Raw genomic sequence first — 19,736 nt, 5'->3', positions numbered from 1 at the left:
GGGTGCTGCGCCCGGGCGGCAGGTCACGGCGTACGTGTCGTGGCCCCACCCGGTCGCGCTGGTCCCGGTGGAGCCGTCGCGCGGCCATGGGTCGCGGGACGCGTGGAGATGTCAAGGAGTCATGAAATGGCAGAATTGCTGACAAAGTTTCCGCGACGGAGAACGGTGCTCCTCGCGTCGCTGCTGGCGGTCGGGATGACCGCGACGGCCTGCAGCGCCCCGGGCGAGGACCGGTCGTCGACCCAGAAGTCCGATGCCGCCGTCACGACGGAGCTGGGGACCGACCCGATCACCTTGGAGATGTACGCCGAGACCGGCTTCCCGCTGGCCAAGGCGTTGGCCGAGGAGTTCTCCAAGCAGCACTCGAACGTCAAGTTCAACATCCGTGAGGACCAGTTCACGGTGATCGTGGAGAACGCGCCCCGGGTGATGGCCTCGGACAACTCGCCCGACATCATCCGGCTCCCCACCATGGTCGACCTGGTCAAGGACGACCTGCTCAAGAACCTCGACCCGTACTTCACCGCGTACGGCTGGGACAAGTTCCCCGCCTCGCAGCTCGTGCAGCTGCGCGTCGGTGAGAACACCCGGGGCACCGGCTCGCTGTTCGGGATGGGGCTCGGCTACAGCGTCACCGGCGTGTTCTACAACAAGAAGCTGGCCAGCCAGATCGGCATGACCCAGCCGCCGGCCACCGTGGCCGAGTTCGAGCAGTTGCTGGCCAAGGCGAAGGCCGGCGGGGTCCAGCCGATCATGCAGTTCAACAAGAACACCGCCGGCATCAACTTCCCGCACCAGGCGCTGCAGAACCAGTTCGGTGACCCGGCCCAGGTCGCCGACTGGATCTTCCAGAAGCCGGGGGCCACGTTCGACACCCCGGCCGCCCTGAAGGCCACCCAGACCATCCAGAAGTGGGCGCAGGCCGGCTACTTCCCGAAGGACGCCAACGCCATCGACTACGCCGGCATGGTGGGGGAGTTCCAGAAGGGCAACGGCCTGTTCATGTTCAACGGTGACTGGGAGTCGGCGAACCTCGACAAGTCGATGCCCGGCAACGTCGGCTTCTTCCTGTTCCCCACCGAGTCCCCCGGTGGAAAGCACGTGGCGATGTCCGCCCCGAACACCTTCGGCGTCTCCGCCAAGGCGAAGAACCCGGACGCCGCCGCGTACTTCCTGAACTGGGTGCACACCAACGCCAAGGCCCGGGAGATCTCGGTGACTGTCGGCGGCTCGAGCCCCGGCGGCCCGAGCGACCTGCCGGTGCCGGCCGCCGCCCCGAACACCGTGCTCGCCGAGACCCTCAAGGCGTCGCAGCAGCTCGGCGCGGAGAACGGCGCTGTGGACTTCACCGCGAACGCGACCGGCGGCATCTTCGCCGCCGCGATCACCCCGGAGATGCAGAAGCTGATCGCCGGCCAGCAGACGCCCGAGGGGTACGTGAAGGCGGTCCAGGCCGAGTACCAGAAGGAACTGTCCCGATGACGTCTGCCCTCGGCAGCGCACCAACCGGGCGCGACGATCGTCGCGCTCGTCCGACCCCCACGCGGGCCCACCGTTCTCGGTGGGCCCGCGCGGCCGGGACCGGCTGGTTGTACGTCCTGCCCGCCCTGGTGATGTACGCGGTGTTCGTCCTGCGCCCGCTCGTCCTGACGCTGCAGTACTCGCTCTACGACTGGAACGGCATCGGGGTGGCCCGCTGGGTGGGCCTGGACAACTACCTCACCGTCTTCACCGACAGCGACCTGCTGAAGATCATCGGCAACGCGATCGTCCTGATCGTCTTCTTCAGCTTCATCCCGGTCGCGCTCGGGCTGTTGGTGGCGAGCATGGTCCGCCGGATCACCACCGGCCCGTTCGGCACCGTCGTCCGGACCATCCTGTTCCTGCCGCAGGTCATCCCCCTGGTGGCGGCGGGCATCGCGTGGAGCTGGCTGCTTTCCTCGAACGGTCTGGTCAACCAGGTGCTGCGGGCGGTCGGGCTGGGTGGCGTCGCCCGCGCCTGGCTCGGCGACTTCGACACGGCGCTGCCCGCCGTCGGCGTCATCGGGGCCTGGGTCCTGCTCGGCCTCTGCACGATCCTGCTGGTGACCGGCATGAGCAAGATTGATCCGGCGCTGTACGAGGCCGCCCGCCTGGACGGCGCCGGTCCGTTCCGCGAGTTCTTCGCCGTGACCCTGCCCAGCCTGCGCCAGGAGATCGGCGTCTGCCTCACCGTGACCATCATCGCGGCCTTGGCGAGCTTCGACATCGTCTACATCTCCACCAGCGGCGGGCCCGGCCTCCAGACCACGGTGCCGGGTCTGGAGATCTACCGGCTGGCCTTCTCGCAACGGCAGGTGGGCCTCGCCTCGGCGCTCGCTGTCGTGCTGATGCTGCTGGTGCTGGCGTGTGTGCTGCCGATCCAGCGGCTCAGCCGAGGGGAGAAGTCGTGAACCTGACCCGACGCGAACAGCTGACCGGGCGTGTCTTCCTGATCGCCCTGATCGTCGTGACCCTGCTGCCGTTCGTGAGCATGTTGTCGGCGGCGTTGCAGCCGCGTGGCACCGTGCCCAGCGGGCTCGACTGGCCGTCCGACCCGCAGTGGGGGAACTTCGCCGATGCCTTCACCGCCGCGAACATGGGCGCCCTGCTCCGGTCCAGCCTGCTCATCGTGGCCGGTGTCGTGCCGGTGTCGGTGCTCATCGCGACCATGGCCGGCTTCGGCCTCGGTCAGTTGCGGGTGCCCGGTGGCCGGCTCGTCTTCGGCCTCTTCCTGCTGGGTCTGACCCTGCCGTTCGAGGCCGTGGTGACGCCGCTCTACTACCAGATGCAGGATCTCGGCCTGCTCAACACGCGCTGGGCCATCATCCTGCCGCTGATCGGCCTGTACATGCCGTTCGCGGTGTTCTGGATGCGGGCGCACTTCACCAACGTGCCGGTCGAGTTGACCGAGGCGGCCCGGGTGGACGGCAGCAGCACGTGGCAGTTGTTCTGGCGGGTCCAGGTGCCGCTGGCCCGGCCGGCGATCGCCTCGCTGACCATCCTGATGTTCCTCTGGACGTGGAACCAGTTCCTGCTCGCCATCGTCCTGGTCGACGACGCCACCAAACGCACCATGGCCGGGGCGCTGGGCGCGTTCCAGGGCCAGTGGGGCACCGACCTGGTGCTGCTGTGTGCCGGGTCGCTGCTGATCCTCACCCCGACCCTCATCGTCTTCCTGATCTTCCAGCGACAGTTCATCAAGGCCCTGATCCAGGGGTCAGTGAAGGGGTAGGCAGTGGTCACACAGCCACAGATCCACGGCGACGTCGCCGACCGCTACGGGCGCGTCGCGGACGTCTTCCGGGACAACTTCACAGCGCGGGGCGAGGTCGGCGCCGCGGTCACCGTCTACGTGCGGGGCCGCAAGGTCGTCGACCTGTACGGCGGGGTCGCCGACACCCGGACCGGCCGGCAGTGGGACAGGGACACACCCGTCGTCGTCTTCTCCTGCACCAAGGGAATGCTGGCGATCTGCGCGTACCTGCTGGTCCAACAGGGCCGGCTCGACCTCGACGCGCCGGTGACGCGCTACTGGCCGGGGTTCGGACAGCACGGCAAGGCGCACATCCCGGTGCGCTGGCTGCTCACGCACCAGGCCGGTCTGCCCGCGTTGGACCGACCCCTGACCCTCGACGAGGTCCTGGCGTGGGACCCGGTGATCAAGGCGATCGAGGCGCAGGGCCCGTTGTGGGAGCCGGGCACGGCACACGGCTACCACCCGATGACCTACGGCTGGCTGGTCGGAGAGGTGATCCACCGCATCACCGGCCAACTACCCGGCGCGTTCTTCGCCGACACGCTCGCGGGCCCGCTCGGCCTGCGCACCTGGCTCGGGCTTCCGGCCGCCGAGAGTGACACCGTCGCCTGGGGCCTGGCGCCGCCGCCGGACCCGGACCCGTTCGAGGACCCGGTCGCCGAACGCGGCATCACCATGGGGGGCGCTTTCGCCTTCCCCGCCGACGCCGACGGCCTGGTGAGCTTCAACGACGACGCCATCCGGGCCGCCGGTGTTCCGGGCGCGGGCGCGGTGAGCACCGCGGACGGCCTCGCCCGCCTCTACGCCGCCTGCGTCTCCGATCTGCCGGGTCAGGCCGGACCGCTGCTCACGTCCGCGTCGGTGCACGACGCTGTCGTCGTCCGTTCGCGCGGCCAACAGCGACACGGTCCGCCGGACACCGGGCAGCGATGGGGCACCGGCTTCCTGCTGCACTCGCCGCCGGCCCGGCCCCTGCTCGGTGAGCGCAGCTTCGGCCACGACGGCGCGGGCGGGAACCTGGCCTTCGCCGACGCCGAGCACCAGGTGGGATTCGGCTACGTGGTCAACCAGATGCGGGGGATGGGCGACGAGCGGGCGAACCGGCTAACCGCCGCCCTCCGCACCTGCCTCGAAACCTGACCCGGGCCGCCCCACCCCACCCCGGCCCGCCACCGGGGTGGGGTTTCGGCGTGGCCAACCGTCCACTGTGGAACGGGGGGATGTTACGGGGATACTTCGGGCACGTTTCATCGATAGTCTTGACAGGTGTTGTTAGCGATAACACCATGGCCTTCACGCCGCTCTCGCGTTTGGAGCTCGTCTTGGTCGTGTCGATCCGCTCGGGTGTCCTGAACTCCTCCCGCATCACTCCTGTGAACAGCCTGAACGCCCTCGCACGCCGCACCGGGCGCGCGCTGAGCCGGCTGGTGTCCACAGTGCTGCCACGTCGGCTGCGCCCACTGTGCGCGTTCGCATCGGCGGCCACCCTGGTCGCCGCGAGCCTGATGGTCACCCCGGCCGCCGCGCACGACGCCGACGGCTGGTCGCCCCGGTCGTCGTACACCTCGACCGACACCGGCGCCGGCACCTACTCGGTGCCGCTGCTCAACGCCGACGTGCCGGACATCAGCGTCGAACGCGTACCGGCCGCCGAGAACGACGAGGGCCGCGACCTCTACTACATGATCAGCACGACCATGCACCTGAGCCCGGGCGCGCCGATCATGAAGTCGTACGACCTGGTCAACTGGGAGATCGTCAACTACGTCTTCGACCGGGCGAGCATCGGCGACTCCTTCTCGCTGCGCAACGGTCAGAACTCGTACGGCCAGGGCCAGTGGGCGTCGTCGCTGCGCTACCACGACGGCACGTTCTACGCCGTCTTCAACACCAACAACCTCAGCGGGGCGTACCTCTACCGCACCGACGACATCGAGAACGGCCCGTGGCAGCGCACCGCCCTCGGTCGTGGCCTGCACGACCCGTCGCTCTTCTTCGACGTCGACGGCACGCCGTACATCTTCTATGGCTCCGGCGGCACCAGCGCCGTCCGCCTCAACGCCGGCCTGACCGCCATCGCGCAGGACTACCCGAACATCTTCACCGCCAACAACTACGCCGGGCAGCCGTTCATCGGCGGTCTGTTCGAGGGCGCGCAGGTCTACCACATCGACGGCTGGTACTACGCCGTCATCATCACCTGGCCGTCCGGGCAGGGACGCCAGGTCGTCATGTTCCGGTCGAAGGACCTGCTCGGGCGCTACACCTCGGCCGGTGGAGTCAACACCTACGAGGCGCGCGGCGTGCTCAACTCCAACGGCTTCGCCCAGGGCAGCCTGGTGCCGATCAGCCGCGCGGACGGCCGCACCGACTGGCACGGCATGTTCTTCCGGGACACCTTCCCGATCGGTCGGATCCCGGCGCTCATCCCCGCCACCTGGCAGGACGGGTGGCCGACCTTCGGCGCAGGCGGGGTCGTGCCGGTCAACGGCCTGTTCGACAAGCCGATCCGGCTCAGCCCGGCGGAGGAGACGTTCGAGCGGCAGAAGAGCATCGTCGCCTCGGACGACTTCGCCAACGACGCGCCGCACCGGGCGTACCAGGACGAGCAGTGGACGGTCCCGGCGCCGCTCGACCCGGCGGAGATCGCCCCCAACGGGTCGCGGCTCGACCTGGCGTGGGAGTGGAACCACGCCCCGGACAACCGGTACTGGTCGCTCACCGACCGCGACGGCTGGCTGCGGTTGACGGCCGGCACCGTCGTCACCGGCCAGTACGTCTACACGAAGCTGTCCAACCGGGCCGAGCTGGCGTGGTTCGAGGAGGCGCGCAACACGCTCTCCCAGCGGACGTTCGGGCCACGGCAGTCGGTCCAGACCCGGATGGACATCAGCGGGATGAAGAACGGCGACGTCGCGGGCCTGGCGGCCTACAACCGCGGATTCTCGTACGTGGCGGTGAAGCGCGTCGACGGCGTCAACACCCTCGGTGTGGTGAACCGGTCGCAGCCGTTCGCTGTCGACCTCGACCAGTCGACGCTGGAGAACTTCGTGGCGGGCACGACGGTGCCGCTGGGCGACGCCACCGACGTGCACGTGAAGGCCGACCTCGACTTCGCCTCGCCGGTGGGTCAACTGTGGACGACGTTCTACTACAGCCTGGACGGGGTCCAGTGGACCCGGCTGGGCAACCGCGTCGGCCCGCAGGCTCTCGACGGCAGCCTCGCGCACTTCATGGGCCACCGGGTGGGTCTGTTCACCTACGCGACCCAGGAGGCTGGTGGCCACGTCGACTTCGACAACTACCTGCTCAGCGACGTGCTGACCGCGCAGGCCCGACCGTTGGACACCACCGCCCTCGACGCGGCCGTCGCCCACGCGCGGACGCTCGACGCGCGCCACTACCCGGCCGACGCCTGGGCCACGACGCAGGCCGCGCTCGCCGCGGCGAGCGCGGCACGGGCCGGTCACCTCGGCACCCAGAACGAGATCGACGCGCCGGAGCGGGCGCTGAGCTACCAACTGGCCCGACTCGCGGTGCTGGCCGCGCTGCCCGCCACGGCCACCGCCGAGGTGCGCTGCCTGGGCGGGAAGACGTACGTGGCGGTGCAGGCGCGCAACGACTCGACCGAACCGGTCGAGATCACCGTGCAGACCCCGTACGGGAACCGGTCGTTCGCGGCCGTCGCGCCGGGAGCGAACGTCTACCAGTCGTTCAACACGCGTACGGCGTCCGTGCCGGCCGGCTCGGCGACGGTCCGGGTCAGCGGCACTGTCGCCGGTCAGGACGTGAGCACCGTCCACTCCACGCCGCACCCCGCCAACGCCTGCGGCGGCTGACCCCACCACGAGCCCTCGGCTCGTCGACCAGCACCACCGGCGACCGGCCGGGCGGCGCGGAACAGCGGACCTGTCGCGCGCCGCCGGCCACGGCCCGCCGGTGGTGACGGTCGACCCCTGATGTCCGGACCACCCACCGATCCCCCGTACACCGATGACCGCACGTCAGAGATGAAGGAGGATGTCTCGTGGAACAACGACTGCGACGGGCGACCCGAGGACGGGTAGCTGCGCTCGCGACACTGGGCCTGATGCTGGCCACGGGGTTCGTCGCCGGCGCGGCGCCGGTCCAGGCCGCCGACACGAACCTCGTCGTCAACGGCGGGTTCGAGGACGGCCTGGCCAACTGGTTCGTCAACAACGGAAACGCCGCCGACGGCGCCCAGTTGTCCGCCACCTCGGACGCCTTCTCCGGCGCGACCGCCGCGCACGTCACCAACCGGGCGACCACCGGATCCGGCCCGATGCAGGACCTCAGCGGCAAGGTGCAGGCCGGTCAGGCGTACACCCTGACGGCCCGCATCAAGTACGCGAACGAGAGCGGACCGGCCACGAAGCAGTTCTTCGCCACCATGCACTACGGCGGCGGCACCTACACCAACCTGGTCAGCGTGACGGCGACGAAGGGTCAGTGGGCGCAGTTCAGCGGAACGTTCACGATCCCGGCGACGCAGAGCGTGTCGACGGCACGCCTGTTCTTCGAGACCCCGTGGACGAGCACCCCGTCCGCGGACCCGGCCCTGCACCTCATGGACTTCACGCTCGACGACGTGTCGGTGGTCGGCGCCGCGCCGCCCGCCCCGGCGTCGAAGACCATCGAGGTCGTCGGCAAGCTGCCCGGGGAGCACAACCCGTTGATCGGGCACAAGTTCGGCGCCGACGGCTTCGGTCTCGTGCACGACGGTCGGGTCTACATGTACATGACCAACGACACCCAGGGGTACGCCCCGAACCCGACCACCGGTGTCTCGCCGGGGATCAACTACGGCGACATCAACCAGATCACGGTGATCTCCTCCGAGGACCTCGTGAACTGGACCGACCACGGTGAGATCCAGGTCGCCGGCCCGAACGGGGTGGCCCCGTTCACCGCCAACTCGTGGGCTCCGGGCATCACCAAGAAGGTGGTGAACGGGGTGGAGAAGTTCTTCCTCTACTACGCCAACGGCGGTGGTTCCAGCAATGTGATCACGGGTGCGTCGCCGCTCGGCCCGTGGACCAGCGAGCGCACCAGCACGCTGATCGACGGCCGTACCCCCGGTGCCGAGGCCGTCGCGTGGAAGTTCGACCCGGCGCCGTTCGTCGACGACGACGGCCAGCCGTACCTCTACTTCGGTGGTGGCCCCGCGTCGACGAGCATGCCGCCGGCCGAGCGCTTCAACAACCCGAAGAACATCCGGTCGATCGAGCTCGGCGACGACATGGTGTCGACCGAGGGGACGGCCGCGGTGGTGGACGCCCCGGTCGCCTTCGAGGCCGGGCACGTCTTCAAGCGCCAGGGCAAGTACTACTTCTCGTACTCCTCGCACTTCGGGGGGAACGACTTCGGTGGCAGCCAGCAGCCCCTTCCCGGTTACCCCGGCGGTGGGCAGATCGGCTACATGATCTCCGACGGCCCGATGTCGTGGCCGAAGGAGGCGTACGCCGGTGTGCTCTTCCCGAACCAGTCGCAGTTCTTCGGTGCCGGCACCGGCGGCAACAACCACCAGTCGGTGTTCGAGTTCGGTGGCAGGTACTACTTCACCTACCACGCCCCGACGCTGAACAAGCGCATCAACGGCAACACCACCCAGGGGTACCGCAGCCCGCACATCCAGGAGTTGACCTTCAACCCGGACGGCACGATCCAACAGGTCGTCGGCACGTACGCCGGCGTGGACCAGGTCCGGGACTTCGACCCGTACCGCGTCTTCGAGGCCGAGACCTTCGGCTGGAGCAAGGGCGTCGCGACCACGAAGGTCGACGGCGGCTCCGCCCAGTTCGGCGGTGCGGCACCGAACCTGGTGGTCCGCGACGTCGACAACGGGGACTGGACGGCGCTGTCCTCGGTGAACTTCGGGGACAGCGGCGCGCGCAGCCTGACGGCGCGGGTGCGTGCGCTCGCCGCCGGCGGGCAGGTCCAGGTCCGGCTGGACGACGTCAACGGTCCCGTCGTCGGCACTGTCGCCGTGGACACGCCGGTCGGACAGTGGGCCGAGGTGAGCGCCGAGCTCACCGGCGTCAGCGGCGTGCACGACGTCTACTTCACCTACACCGGCCCGGCCGGCGCGGACCTCTTCGAGATCGACACCTGGGCGTTCCAGTCGGCCACCGTCGACCTGCCCGTGACGGTCACCGCGTCCACGCGGTGCGTCGGTGGCACGGCGTACGTGGCGGTGCAGGCGCGCAACGACCATGACGCGCCGGTGGGCGTGAGCATGGAGACGCCGTACGGCACGCGGTCCTTCGCGGCGGTCGCGCCCGGCGCGAACGCCTACCAGTCCTTCACCACCCGGGCCGGGTCGGTGCCGGCGGGTTCGGCGACGGTCCGGGTGACCGGGGCGATCGGCGGACAGGACGTGACGACCGTCCGCACCGTGCAACACCCCGCCGGCACCTGCGGCGGATAACCCCTCATGCAGAGAACGGAGCTCACATGAACACAGACAAACGGCGGCAGTTGCTGGCGGCCTGCTCGGTCGGCGCCGTGCTGACCGGGGCGGCGGTGCTGCCGTCGCCCGCGCTGGCCGAGCCCGGTGACGACGCCAGCGTGCGGGTCACCGTCGACATCGACGAGATCAGGGAACCGGGCGTGCTCGCCCTGTCGATCGCCGGCGACGCCGTCGCGCTCTCCGAGGACGGCTCGACCCTGCTGGTACGCCAGTTCGTCGGCACTCTGCCGACGGTGACGGTCACCGACACCCGGGTCGCCGACGAGGTGCCCGACGGCGCCAGCTGGGCGGTGCTCGGCAGCGCGACCGACTTCGCGGGCGTCGCCGGTCAGGCGCCGATCACCGCCGACCACTTCGGTTGGAAGCCGCGCCTGCTCGACGGCGGCGAGACCGGCCTGGTCACCGAGGGTGAGGAGGTGGTGACCAGCCTGGACGAGCCGACCCAGCCGGGCAACAATGTCGGCCTTGTCGACCAGGAGCTGTTGGTCTCGGCCTTCGACTCCGCTGCCGTCGCCAGCGACTCGTACTCGGTCAACGCCGACCTGTACCTGCGGACCCCCGCCGAGGTCGCGGCCGGCGAGTACAGCTCCACCCTCACACTCTCACTGTTCGAGTAGTGGCCTGGGCGGGGGCCCGGACCGGGTCCCCGCCCAGCCCCGTGCCGAAGGGCCACCTGAATGACCGTCACCCCGCTGCGCCGGGCGCTCGCCGTCCTCACCGTCGTGTTCCTCGCGGTTGCGGCCACGCCGGTCGCGGCGGCGGCGGAGCCGGACCCCAAGGCCCTGACCTGGACGGTCCAGCCGGCCACCGCGAGTGGCCCGGACCAACGCCGATGGATCACCGCCAGCCTCGACCCGGGGCAGGCAGTGACCGAGCACCTGGCGGTCCGCAACTTCAGCCGCACCGCCGTCACGTTCGCCCTGAAGGCCGCCGACGGGTACCTCACCGACAAGGGCCGCTTCAACATGCTGTCGTCCGACCGGCCCTCGGTCGACGGCGGCACCTGGATCGACGTGCAGGACAAGGTCACCGTCGGCCCGAACGAGACGCGGGTCGTGCCGTTCACCATCACCGTGCCCAGGAGCGCCCCACCGGGCGACCACCCGGCCGGCATCGCCGCGACCGTCAGCAGCGCCGGAGGCACTGTCACCGTCGAGAGTCGGGTCGGGTTCCGGGTCATGCTGCGGGTCAACGGCTCCGCGCGGGCGGCCCTGGCCGTCCGGGACCTCGACGCGACGTACTCCCCGTCGTGGAATCCCTTCGCCGGTGGCACGGTGCGGGTCCGCTACACCGTCGAGAACGACGGCAACGTCTGGGTCAGCGGCACCAGTCGGGTGGCGATGTCCGACCTGCTCGGCCGCAGCAGCCACGACGCCACCAGCGCCGTCGAGGAGCTGCTGCCCGGCGGCAGCCGGACGGTGCGGACCCGGGCCGACGGCGTGTGGGCCCTGGGCCGCCTCCGCACGACCGTCACCACGTCGCCGACGCTGCTGGGCGACGGCCAGGCCGGGGCCGACCTCCGTCCGGCCTCCGCCACCGTCACCACCTGGGTCGTACCGTGGGCGCAGCTCGCACTGCTCGCTCTGCTCGCCGGCCTGCTCCTGGGGCTGCGGGCGGCGGCCCGGCACCGGCGGCGTCGACTGGCCGACCTGCTGGCCCGCGCCCGGCAGGAGGGCCGGCAGGAGGCTCAGGAGTCCGTGCTCGTCGGGGGCGCGGCAACCGCTGGCGAGCCCGACCCGGGCGACGCCCACCGGTGACCCGTCGACGCGAACAGATCGCGCCGTCGGGTCGAGGCGTGGCGTCGCCCGACCCGCGACCCTACGGCTTGGCCTGGTCGAGCAGCCAGCGCAGGATGCCGGCGTCCTCGTAGGTCGGCCCGAACGCCGCGTGGTAGTCCGGCACCGAGAACGCGGCGTCGGCGTACTCGGTGTAGCGCACCAGGTCGGCGGCCTGCTCGGGCGTCTTGCCCCGGGCGGCGTACGCCTGCCGCAGCACCGCCGTGGAGTTGCGCGCGCCGGAGACGTTGAGCAGGTGGTCGTGCTCGCCGTGGGTGATCCACACCGGCACCTCGGCCGCCGCGATGGCGCTCGCCTGGGTGGCGTTGACCGGGAAACCACCGGTCACCAACCCGCCGGCGAACAGGTCCGGACGCTTGGCGAAGGCCTCCCAGAGCAGCTGCGAGCCGTACGACACGGTGGTCGCGTACACCCGACGGGTGTCCACCGCGAACTGGTCGACGAACTGGTCGAGCAGTTTGACCAGCAGGTCCGCCTCGGCGGCTCCACCGACCCGCTGGTGCTGCGGCGCCAGGACGATGACGTCCTCGGAGGTGCCGGTCCACTGCGGTTGGAGCCACGCGGTCGCCGGGATGTCGGCGGCGAGCTGGACGCCGAGGTTGTCGCCGTCCCAGCCCATTCCGTGACCGGGAAGGACGACCATCAGCGGGTACGTGCGGCCCGGCTGGTAGTTCTTCGGCAGGTGGTAGTGGTACGGCAGCACCATCCCACCGCTGAGGAACGAGCCGTAGGTGAACTCGTCGACCAGGTGGTTGACCGGCTTCGCGGTGACCGGTCGGGACTCGCGCGGGGTGGCGCGGGCGAGCACCGGCCCCTTACCGGCCCCTCGGCCGGGCTGGCCGTGCACGTCCTCGCGTTGCACGACCCGGGTGGGCAGCTCGGGGTTGACCTTCACGGTGCAGAGGAACGTCGGGCACTTGGAGACGATGACCGTCGAGCCGCCGGTGTCCGCGGGGTCGAGTTCGACGATGACGTACCTGCCCGGCGTCGACCGGTGGTCGTCGCGGGTGTCCGGTGCCGAGTTGGTGTAGGTGCGGGTGACGGTCCGCTCGGCGAGCTTCGGCAGGTCCTCGATGGGGTTGAAGCGGAAGTTGTAGATGGTGTCGGTCACCGCGAACGTGTCGGTGTCGAGGGTGCGGGGGTTGACAGTGGCCCCGTACTCGATCGCCACCGCGGAGACCTTCTGGCCGTACGTGTAGACGGTGGTGATCGGGGTGATGCTGCGGATTCCGTCCGGGGCGCCGGGGCTACCGGTCGCGCTGCCGTACGCCGTGCCGGAGGCGGTGGCCAGGACGACGGCGGTGGCGAGCGGGATCAGTCCTTTTCGCAGTCTCATGCGGGTCCTTTCTCGGGGGTGGTGCGCTCAGTCGACGAGCCTGCCCGGGACCGGGAGGGGACGGGTCGGAGCGAGCCGGTCGCTAAACTGATTTAGCAGAGCATCGGTGGCCGGTCCGGCGCTGTCAATACCGCGCGTGCGCCAACCTGCGGACCGGGCTCGGCGAGCGCCCCGCCCGCTCGCCCGAGCGTCCGGGAGCACTGCAACAAACCTGCAAGCGTCAGCTATTGCCTTCAGGGAAACCGCTTTCCTACGATTGCGTTACATCGATGTTTCGATTAACGGTCGGGCGAGTGGCGTCACCAGGAGCGCCGCGCTCACCCGACACATCAATGCTTCCACCAGGGCACGAAAGATCTCGATGACATTCTCGCGATTGACTGCCGCCAATTCCTGAACGACGTCCGTCGGCAGGTGTGATCGCGGTGTCCGTCGAGTCGAAACCTGGTACGAGACGAATGCGAAGGTGAGGCGACATGAGACGACGAGTCGTGTTGCGACGTCGGGCGGTGCTGGCCACCGCGGCCGTGCTGGTAGCGGTCGGGGTGACAGTGCCGACCCCGCAGGCCTCGGCGGCGGTCGGCAACGCCACCGGCTACGCCACCCAGAACGGCGGAACCACCGGCGGCGCGGGCGGGCAGACGGTGCGGGCCACCACCGGGACGGCGATCCACGCGGCGCTGTGCGGTCGGCCCAGCAGCAGCACCCCGATCACCATTGAGGTCAGCGGGACCATCAATCACGGCAACACCAGCAAGGTGTCGGGGTCGAGCTGCAACACCGCGGCGGGCGTGATCGAGCTCAAGCAGATCAGCAACGTCACCATCATCGGGGTCGGCAGCGCCGTCTTCGACCAGCTCGGCATCCACATCCGGGACTCCAGCAACATCATCATCCAGAACGTGACAGTGCGGAACGTCAAGAAGTCGGGTTCGCCCACCTCGAACGGTGGGGACGCGATCGGCATGGAGAGCACGGTCCGCAACGTCTGGGTCGACCACGTCACCCTGGAAGCCTCGGGTGGGGAGTCCGAAGGGTACGACGGCCTCTTCGACATGAAGGACAACACCCAGTACGTGACGCTGTCCTACAGCATCCTGCGCAACTCTGGTCGCGGCGGCCTCGTCGGGTCCAGTGAGAGCGACCTGTCGAACGGCTACATCACGTACCACCACAACCTCTACGAGAACATCGACTCCCGGACGCCTCTGCTGCGCGGCGGTGTGGCCCACATCTACAACAACCACTACGTGAGCCTGCACGAGTCCGGCATCAACTCGCGGGCCGGCGCCAGGGCCAAGGTGGAGAACAACTACTTCCGCGACTCCAAGGACGTCCTGGGCACCTTCTACACCAACGAGCGCGGCTACTGGCAGGTCGGCGGCAACATCTTCGACAACGTGACCTGGTCCAGCGCGGGCAGCGAGAACTACCCCGCCGGCCCCAACCCGACCTCCACCACCACGGTCAGCATCCCGTACCCGTACAGCCTCGACGGCGCGAGCTGCGTACCGGAGATCGTCCGTCAGACGGTCGGCGCCAACACCACGCCACCGCCCACCACGCCACCGCCGACCACGCCGCCGCCCTCCGGTGGGACCAACCTCAGCCTCGGCGCCGGCGCCGACGGCTCCAGCAAGGCCAGCGGGACCAGCTACGGCAACGTCCGCGACGGCGATCTGAGCACCTACTGGTCGCCGGCCGGGTCGACCGGCACGATCTCGATCAAGTGGGGTTCGGCGACCCGGGTGTCCCGGGTGGTGATCCGCGAACCGTCCGGCACCCAGGGCTCCATCGGGTCCTGGCAGCTGATCAACAACGACAACGGAGCCGTCCTGGCCGCCGGCAGCGGGGCCGGAGCGATCACCTTCTCCGCGACCTCGTTGAGCAAGATCAACTTCAAGATCAACAGCTCCGACGGTACGCCACGAGTCGGTGAGTTCGAGACGTACGCCAGCTAGGGCCGATGCGGTTCTCAGCGGTATACCTCAGGGGTATGAACATGCCCCTGAGGTATACCGCTGTTCGGCAGTTCCGCACGGCTGGTCAGCCGGCGCGGCCGTCACGAATCAGTCGACGGCAGGGTGTCCATGAAGGAGCTGACCGAGAAGACCGCTCGCCCCGGCCCGGCCGGACCGTACCCGGGCGGGCTGGAAAGACCGTGCGCCTCCATCGTCGCCCGGTAGACTTCCAGCAGGCGGACGTGGTATTCGAGCGGCGCGCCCTGCGGGTTCGTCCGGCCGAGCGGGGTGGTGGGCTCCGGGCACCAGGTGGTGAACCGGGGCGTGATCCCCCGGGACATGAAGTAGTCGAGCCCCTCAGCGGTGGAGGCGATCGCCTCGTCGACGCTGGTGAAGCCGTGCGGGGCGGCCATCTCGACGCCCGCCACGAAGTTCGGGATCACGTTGCGCGGGCCGAACACCTCGGCGGAGTCGAGGATGCGCCGGTGCCACTCCTCCCGACCGACGTAGCGCTCCTTGCCCGGGCAGTACAACTCGAACAACCGCTTGTCCCACACCTCGTAGTTGGGGTGGTAAATGCGGATCCCGTAGTCGTGGAACCGCTGCACATCGGCTCGGGGCAGCGCCTGGGCCACCACCTTGCCGATCCAGCGGCCCGGGAAACGCTCCTCGATCGCCTGCGCGTACCGGCCGTAGAAGTCGGCCTCGGTGAGCCCGTTGACCTGCGAGGTGATGCTGCCGCCGGTCAGCGTGTACGCCTGCGACGCGCGGTCGGTGTCGTGCCGGTTGATGATCTCCAAGGCCTCAAGGACCTCGTCCACGGGCTTGACCCCGGTGTAGGGGCGGCCGGCCTGCTTGTGCTGCCGCCAGTTGTGGTTGATGTCGCAGTACTGGCACTCCTCCTTGGCGCCGAAGTACTGACAGACCCGGAACGCGGTGAGGTAGATGAGATAGCCCCACTGGATCGTCGGGGCGACCTCCATCACCGACTTGCCGTTGGCGAGCGTGTGGCGGTAGTACGCCGGCATCGGTGGCAACCCGACATCGGCGATCGGCCGCCCGTCCAGGAACAGGCGCAGTCGACCGTCGCCGTCGGTGGCGACCCGGTACGGCGAACTGGGGTTGGTGCGGACCGAGACGACGGTCCGGCGTAGCTCGTACGGACCCCCGGTGAGCACGATCTCCTCCGGCGGTCGGCGCAGCGCGGCCGTGCCCAGCTCCGGCAGCGTCCGGTGGTCGAAGGAGAAGATGAAGTACGACTTCGGCTTGACGTCGCCGTGTTCGTTGTCGGTCAGTGCCGCGTCGTCGAAGGCGAGCCCGCCCCGCAGCAGGTCCTCCTTGAGGACCGCCTCCCGCGGCACGTGTGGGAAACGGCTCATCAACTCTTCGACGAGGTCGGTGCGCGACGTCATGCGGTTCCTCCCGAACGTGGTACCCCGAACCGGGTGGCCTGCGCCACCCGGTACCGGCTGCTCAGCTCTGCTTGGTCTCCCAGAAGATCTTCGAGATCTCCTCGATCTTCCCGAGGAGCTGCTCGGCGACCGCCGGGTCCGCGGCGCCCTTCGCGCCGCCGGCACCCGCCAGCTTCGTCGCCTCGTTGAACAGGCCGTGCAGCTGGGGGTACTTCTCGAAGTGCGGCGCCTTGAAGTAGTCGGTCCAGAGGACCCAGAGGTGGTGCTTGACCAGCTCGGCTCGCTGCTCCTTGATGAGCAGGGAGCGGGTGCGAAACTCCGGGTCGTCGCTGGCCTGGTACTTCTCGGAGATCGCCTTGATCGACTCGGCCTCGATGCGGGCCTGGGCCGGGTCGTAGACGCCGCACGGCAGGTCGCAGTGGGCGCTCGCGACGGTACGCGGGCGGAGCGGGCGGGGCAGGTGCATCAGATTCCCTCCGACGGTGGCGCTCGGCTGACGGACGTCCGGACGCGACGGCCCGGACGTGATCATCTAGGGACGCTAGAACCTCAACCCCACTTCATGTCAAGTGTCATGCTGGTCCGGGGCGCTGCCTCCGGACGAGTGTCAGCAGGGCGGCGTGTGTCCGCTCGTCAGCGGCCACCACGAGACCGTTCCCACCGGTGTGCAGCGGTTCGCCGTCGAGCCCGGTGACCACGCAACCGGCCGCCTGGCAGAGCGCGATTCCGGCCGCGAAGTGCACGCTGCGGCTCAGGTCGTGGCGGTCCGTCAGGTAGGCGGCGCGGCGACCGGCGGCGACCCACGCAACGGCCAGGCTGGTGGAGACCACCCGGGGGTGGAACTGCTCGATGAAGTCCTCGTCGGCGAGCATCCGGGCGGCCAGGAAGACGTCCCGGCTGGGGAACGGCGGGTCGAGGTTGACGTCGACCAGCCTCGACTCGGCCGACGGCACGAGCCGCTCGTCGGTGCCCGCGAGGCGGACGTACGCGGCACCGCCGTCGGTCCAGAACACCTCACCGCTGAACGGGTCCGCCGACGCGGCCACGGCGCAGCCCGTCCCGGTGAGCAGCGCGACGTTGACCGACACGAGCGTGGTGCGGGCGGCGTAGTTCGCCGTGCCGCAGAGCGGATCGACAAGCCAGGTGCGGCCGTTGTCGCCGGTGCCCGTGCGCCCGCTCTCCTCGCCCACCACGAGGTCGTCGGGGCGCGCCCCGCGCAGGACGCCGAGGATGGCCTCCTCCGCCTCGATGTCGACGGTGGTGGCGAAGTCGTTTCCGATCTTCATGAAGCGGGTCAGCGGCGACCCGAATCGCGCGCGGACGACTGCCGCGCCGGCCTCCGCCGCCGCGATGGCCACGGCCTGGTCGGTGATCGACACGTGTCACTCCGGCAGTTCGGTGATCGCGAACCGACTGACCACCGCGATCATGATCATCGGGGCGTCGCCGTCGCACTGGTTGACCGAGACCGCGACCCACCGGCCCTCGGCCGCCGTCGGCCCCCACACGGTGAGGTCGCCGTAGCAGTCCATGTCGCTCAGGGACTGGAACAGCGCCGGCATCGGTGCGCCGGCCTGCTTGCGGAACAGCGGTACGTGCATGGACACCCTGCGGTGCGGGCCCCAACGGCGGTCAAGTTCACCGACGACAAGGGTCAGGTTCGCCGTGGCGACCTCCTCGGCCTCGTTCCACTCGGCGCCGTACACACCGACGAGGTCGTCGCTCTCCCAGAGCGGAATGATCTGGAAACCCGCCCCCCGGGTGCCGGTCCACTCACCGGTGGCCGGGTCGCCCTCGCTGATCGGCTCGCCGTCCGTGGGCAGCTCGACGGCGAGCAACGACTCGACGTGGGAGACCGCCCGAGCGGTGTCGAACGCCTCACCCGCTCGGGCCGTCACCGGGCTGCTCGTGTCGCCGCTGACGGTCCGCGCCACATCGTCCGCACTGTGTCTCCCTCGGTCGCCGGCCCCGATCATCGCTCACCTCTGGCCGCTCGGCCACTGTGGTCGCCCCGATCCAGGCGGTTACCGGGACGATCAGGAAACCGCTGCCCGCACCAGCTCGGTGATCTTCTTCTCCACGGCGGGGCTCCACTTCTGCAGCGCGTACGACGCCGGCCACATGTCGCCGTCGTCGAGGTTGGCGGTGTCCTGGAAGCCCAGCGTCGAGTACCGGTAGTTGAACTTCCCGGAGTCCTGGAAGAAGACCACGATCTTGCCGTCCGCGTTCGCGTAGGCGGGCATCCCGTACCAGGTCTTGGGCGTCAGGTCCGGGGCGGCGGCGGTCACCGTCACGTGCACGCGCTCGGCGAGCGCCCGATCCTCCGGCTCCATCTGCGCGATCCGGTCGAGGACCGCCTGGAGCCCGTCGGCCTTCTTGGCACCCTTCTTGCCCTCGGCGCGCAGCTCGGCGGCGCGCTCCTTCATCGCGGCGCGCTCCTCGGCGGTGAAGCCGTCGGACTCGGTGGTGGTCTTCGTGGACATGGGCGGTCTCCCTCTCGTCGTCCGGCTCGGCGTGCCGCCGGCCGTTCTGGGAAAAGGCTAGGCCGGACGTCGGCCCCGGGGCTTCTCGATTCCTGATCGGTACGAAGCGCCGCCGACTGCCCGAATCGTCACGTTTGCTGGTCTAACGGATTGCTGGCTAGGTTGACGGACTCGTCGGGACAGTTCCATGGGGGGACCAGGCATGAGCACCACCGCCGACCGGTTGGCGACGGCGTACTCCGACGCCATCGAGACACTCTGCCGGGTGACACCGAAGGGCTGGTACGCCGAACGCGGCACCGCTCGCGCGGGGGTCACCCGCACCGGCATCGCGTCGCTCAACGGGGTTTTCGACCTGACCACGGACCCGGACCTCGGCTCGCTCGACGAGTTGGCAACCGAGGTCCGCGCGCAGGTCCGGCACTGGTCGATCATCGTCCGGGGTGAGCCCAGCGCCGGGATCGCCGAGCTCGCGGCCCGGCACGGGCTCACCGAACGCGGCGCCCTCCCGCTGTTGGCCTGCGCCACCGACGACATCGTGTTCCGGACCGGCTCGACCCAGCAGACCCTGGTACGCCCTGTCGGCGCCGCCGAGAGCGACACGTACACCGCTGCTTTCGCCGAGAGCTTCGAGGTGCCCGTCGGCGTCTTCGGCTCGCTGATGGGCGGCGCGGTGCTCGACACCGACGGCGTGACCGGCTATCTGGCCGAGGAGTCCGGCCGTCCCGTCGGCACCGCCCTCGGCATGCGGGCCGCCGGCGTGGTCGGTGTGTTCAACATCGGCGTCGTACCGTCCGCCCGGGGTCGTGGCCTCGGCCGGGCGCTCACCGAAGCGGTGCTGCGCGACGGCATCGCGGCCGGCGCGGACATCGCCTACCTGCACAGCAGCCCGATGGGCCGGCCGCTCTACGAGTCGATGGGCTTCGCGCTCGTGCAGAACTGGACCATGTTGACGGCGCGACCGAGCGAAGCGTGACGGGG

General features: G+C 69.7%; 16 protein-coding genes. 10 read left to right on the top strand and 6 right to left on the bottom strand.

Annotation, left to right across the window (positions count from 1 at the left end; translation table 11 throughout):
• The first annotated feature begins 126 nt into the window (after positions 1–126).
• From KBX26_RS14740 to KBX26_RS14705, 8 genes are all read left to right on the top strand, one after another.
• Positions 127–1,482, top strand: a complete 1,356-nt coding sequence (locus KBX26_RS14740; protein WP_210865639.1) for an ABC transporter substrate-binding protein — start codon at positions 127–129, stop codon at positions 1,480–1,482.
• Positions 1,479–2,432 (top strand): carbohydrate ABC transporter permease, encoded by a 954-nt coding sequence (locus tag KBX26_RS14735; protein WP_030333881.1) that lies wholly within the window; start codon positions 1,479–1,481, stop codon positions 2,430–2,432. The genes KBX26_RS14740 and KBX26_RS14735 overlap by 4 nt, the downstream gene beginning before the upstream one ends.
• Complete coding sequence (locus KBX26_RS14730; protein WP_030333883.1) at positions 2,429–3,253, top strand: carbohydrate ABC transporter permease; 825 nt, start codon at positions 2,429–2,431, stop codon at positions 3,251–3,253. Before KBX26_RS14735 ends, KBX26_RS14730 begins: the two co-directional genes overlap by 4 nt.
• 3 nt (positions 3,254–3,256) lie before the next feature.
• Positions 3,257–4,417 carry a serine hydrolase domain-containing protein gene (locus tag KBX26_RS14725; protein ID WP_210865638.1) on the top strand — a complete coding sequence of 387 codons (1,161 nt, stop codon included), beginning with the start codon at positions 3,257–3,259 and terminating at the stop codon, positions 4,415–4,417.
• 233 nt (positions 4,418–4,650) lie between these two features.
• Positions 4,651–7,116 (top strand): glycoside hydrolase 43 family protein, encoded by a 2,466-nt coding sequence (locus KBX26_RS14720; protein WP_307857816.1) that lies wholly within the window; start codon positions 4,651–4,653, stop codon positions 7,114–7,116.
• Positions 7,117–7,304: 188 nt separating this feature from the next.
• A complete protein-coding gene (locus KBX26_RS14715; protein WP_210865637.1) occupies positions 7,305–9,725 on the top strand; it encodes a family 43 glycosylhydrolase in 2,421 nt (806 codons plus the stop codon).
• 26 nt (positions 9,726–9,751) lie between these two features.
• Positions 9,752–10,384 carry a hypothetical protein gene (locus tag KBX26_RS14710; RefSeq protein WP_210862222.1) on the top strand — a complete coding sequence of 211 codons (633 nt, stop codon included), beginning with the start codon at positions 9,752–9,754 and terminating at the stop codon, positions 10,382–10,384.
• A gap of 60 nt (positions 10,385–10,444) precedes the next feature.
• The gene (locus KBX26_RS14705) at positions 10,445–11,524 is read left to right on the top strand and encodes a hypothetical protein (RefSeq protein ID WP_210865636.1); all 1,080 of its coding nucleotides are present in this window, start codon (positions 10,445–10,447) and stop codon (positions 11,522–11,524) included.
• Positions 11,525–11,585: 61 nt separating this feature from the next.
• Here KBX26_RS14705 and KBX26_RS14700 read toward each other — a convergent pair whose 3' ends face one another.
• Positions 11,586–12,899: a hypothetical protein gene (locus KBX26_RS14700; protein ID WP_210865635.1), complete on the bottom strand. Its 1,314-nt coding sequence runs from the start codon at positions 12,897–12,899 to the stop codon at positions 11,586–11,588.
• 476 nt (positions 12,900–13,375) lie between these two features.
• On the opposite strand from KBX26_RS14700, the gene KBX26_RS14695 reads away from it, so the two are divergent.
• The gene (locus tag KBX26_RS14695) at positions 13,376–14,860 is read left to right on the top strand and encodes a polysaccharide lyase family 1 protein (RefSeq protein ID WP_210865634.1); all 1,485 of its coding nucleotides are present in this window, start codon (positions 13,376–13,378) and stop codon (positions 14,858–14,860) included.
• A gap of 101 nt (positions 14,861–14,961) precedes the next feature.
• Here the strand turns inward: KBX26_RS14695 and KBX26_RS14690 are convergent, their stop codons facing one another.
• The 5 genes from KBX26_RS14690 to KBX26_RS14670 form a co-directional block, all read right to left on the bottom strand.
• Positions 14,962–16,272, bottom strand: coding sequence for a radical SAM protein (locus KBX26_RS14690; RefSeq protein ID WP_210865633.1), 1,311 nt, complete (start codon positions 16,270–16,272; stop codon positions 14,962–14,964).
• Positions 16,273–16,333: 61 nt separating this feature from the next.
• Positions 16,334–16,738 carry a superoxide dismutase, Ni gene (sodN, locus tag KBX26_RS14685; RefSeq protein ID WP_030333904.1) on the bottom strand — a complete coding sequence of 135 codons (405 nt, stop codon included), beginning with the start codon at positions 16,736–16,738 and terminating at the stop codon, positions 16,334–16,336.
• Between the two features lie 106 nt (positions 16,739–16,844).
• Complete coding sequence (locus KBX26_RS14680) at positions 16,845–17,651, bottom strand: inositol monophosphatase family protein (protein ID WP_210858694.1); 807 nt, start codon at positions 17,649–17,651, stop codon at positions 16,845–16,847.
• 3 nt (positions 17,652–17,654) lie between these two features.
• Entirely contained in the window at positions 17,655–18,170 is a 516-nt protein-coding gene (locus KBX26_RS14675; RefSeq protein WP_210865632.1) for a hypothetical protein, read from the bottom strand.
• 138 nt (positions 18,171–18,308) lie between these two features.
• Positions 18,309–18,755, bottom strand: coding sequence for an iron chaperone (locus tag KBX26_RS14670; protein WP_030333908.1), 447 nt, complete (start codon positions 18,753–18,755; stop codon positions 18,309–18,311).
• 202 nt (positions 18,756–18,957) lie between these two features.
• Here KBX26_RS14670 and KBX26_RS14665 point away from each other — a divergent pair, with 202 nt between their 5' ends.
• Positions 18,958–19,731: a GNAT family N-acetyltransferase gene (locus tag KBX26_RS14665; RefSeq protein ID WP_051708624.1), complete on the top strand. Its 774-nt coding sequence runs from the start codon at positions 18,958–18,960 to the stop codon at positions 19,729–19,731.
• Positions 19,732–19,736: the final 5 nt, after the last annotated feature.

This window comes from Micromonospora sp. C97 (assembly GCF_018070385.1).
Lineage (GTDB): Bacteria > Actinomycetota > Actinomycetes > Mycobacteriales > Micromonosporaceae > Micromonospora > Micromonospora parva.
Note: the sequence above shows the minus strand (reverse complement) of the source record. Positions and strands in the feature narration are given on the sequence as shown.

Excerpts from the sequence above, each read along its gene's own strand:
- KBX26_RS14740 (WP_210865639.1), top strand. The coding sequence starts at position 127 with ATGGCAGAATTGCTGACAAAGTTTCCGCGACGGAGAACGGTGCTCCTC.
- KBX26_RS14735 (WP_030333881.1), top strand. The coding sequence starts at position 1,479 with ATGACGTCTGCCCTCGGCAGCGCACCAACCGGGCGCGACGATCGTCGC.
- KBX26_RS14710 (WP_210862222.1), top strand. The coding sequence starts at position 9,752 with ATGAACACAGACAAACGGCGGCAGTTGCTGGCGGCCTGCTCGGTCGGC.
- KBX26_RS14705 (WP_210865636.1), top strand. The coding sequence starts at position 10,445 with ATGACCGTCACCCCGCTGCGCCGGGCGCTCGCCGTCCTCACCGTCGTG.
- KBX26_RS14700 (WP_210865635.1), bottom strand. The coding sequence starts at position 12,899 with ATGAGACTGCGAAAAGGACTGATCCCGCTCGCCACCGCCGTCGTCCTG.
- KBX26_RS14695 (WP_210865634.1), top strand. The coding sequence starts at position 13,376 with ATGAGACGACGAGTCGTGTTGCGACGTCGGGCGGTGCTGGCCACCGCG.
- KBX26_RS14690 (WP_210865633.1), bottom strand. The coding sequence starts at position 16,272 with ATGACGTCGCGCACCGACCTCGTCGAAGAGTTGATGAGCCGTTTCCCA.
- sodN (WP_030333904.1), bottom strand. The coding sequence starts at position 16,738 with ATGCACCTGCCCCGCCCGCTCCGCCCGCGTACCGTCGCGAGCGCCCAC.
- KBX26_RS14670 (WP_030333908.1), bottom strand. The coding sequence starts at position 18,755 with ATGTCCACGAAGACCACCACCGAGTCCGACGGCTTCACCGCCGAGGAG.
- KBX26_RS14665 (WP_051708624.1), top strand. The coding sequence starts at position 18,958 with ATGAGCACCACCGCCGACCGGTTGGCGACGGCGTACTCCGACGCCATC.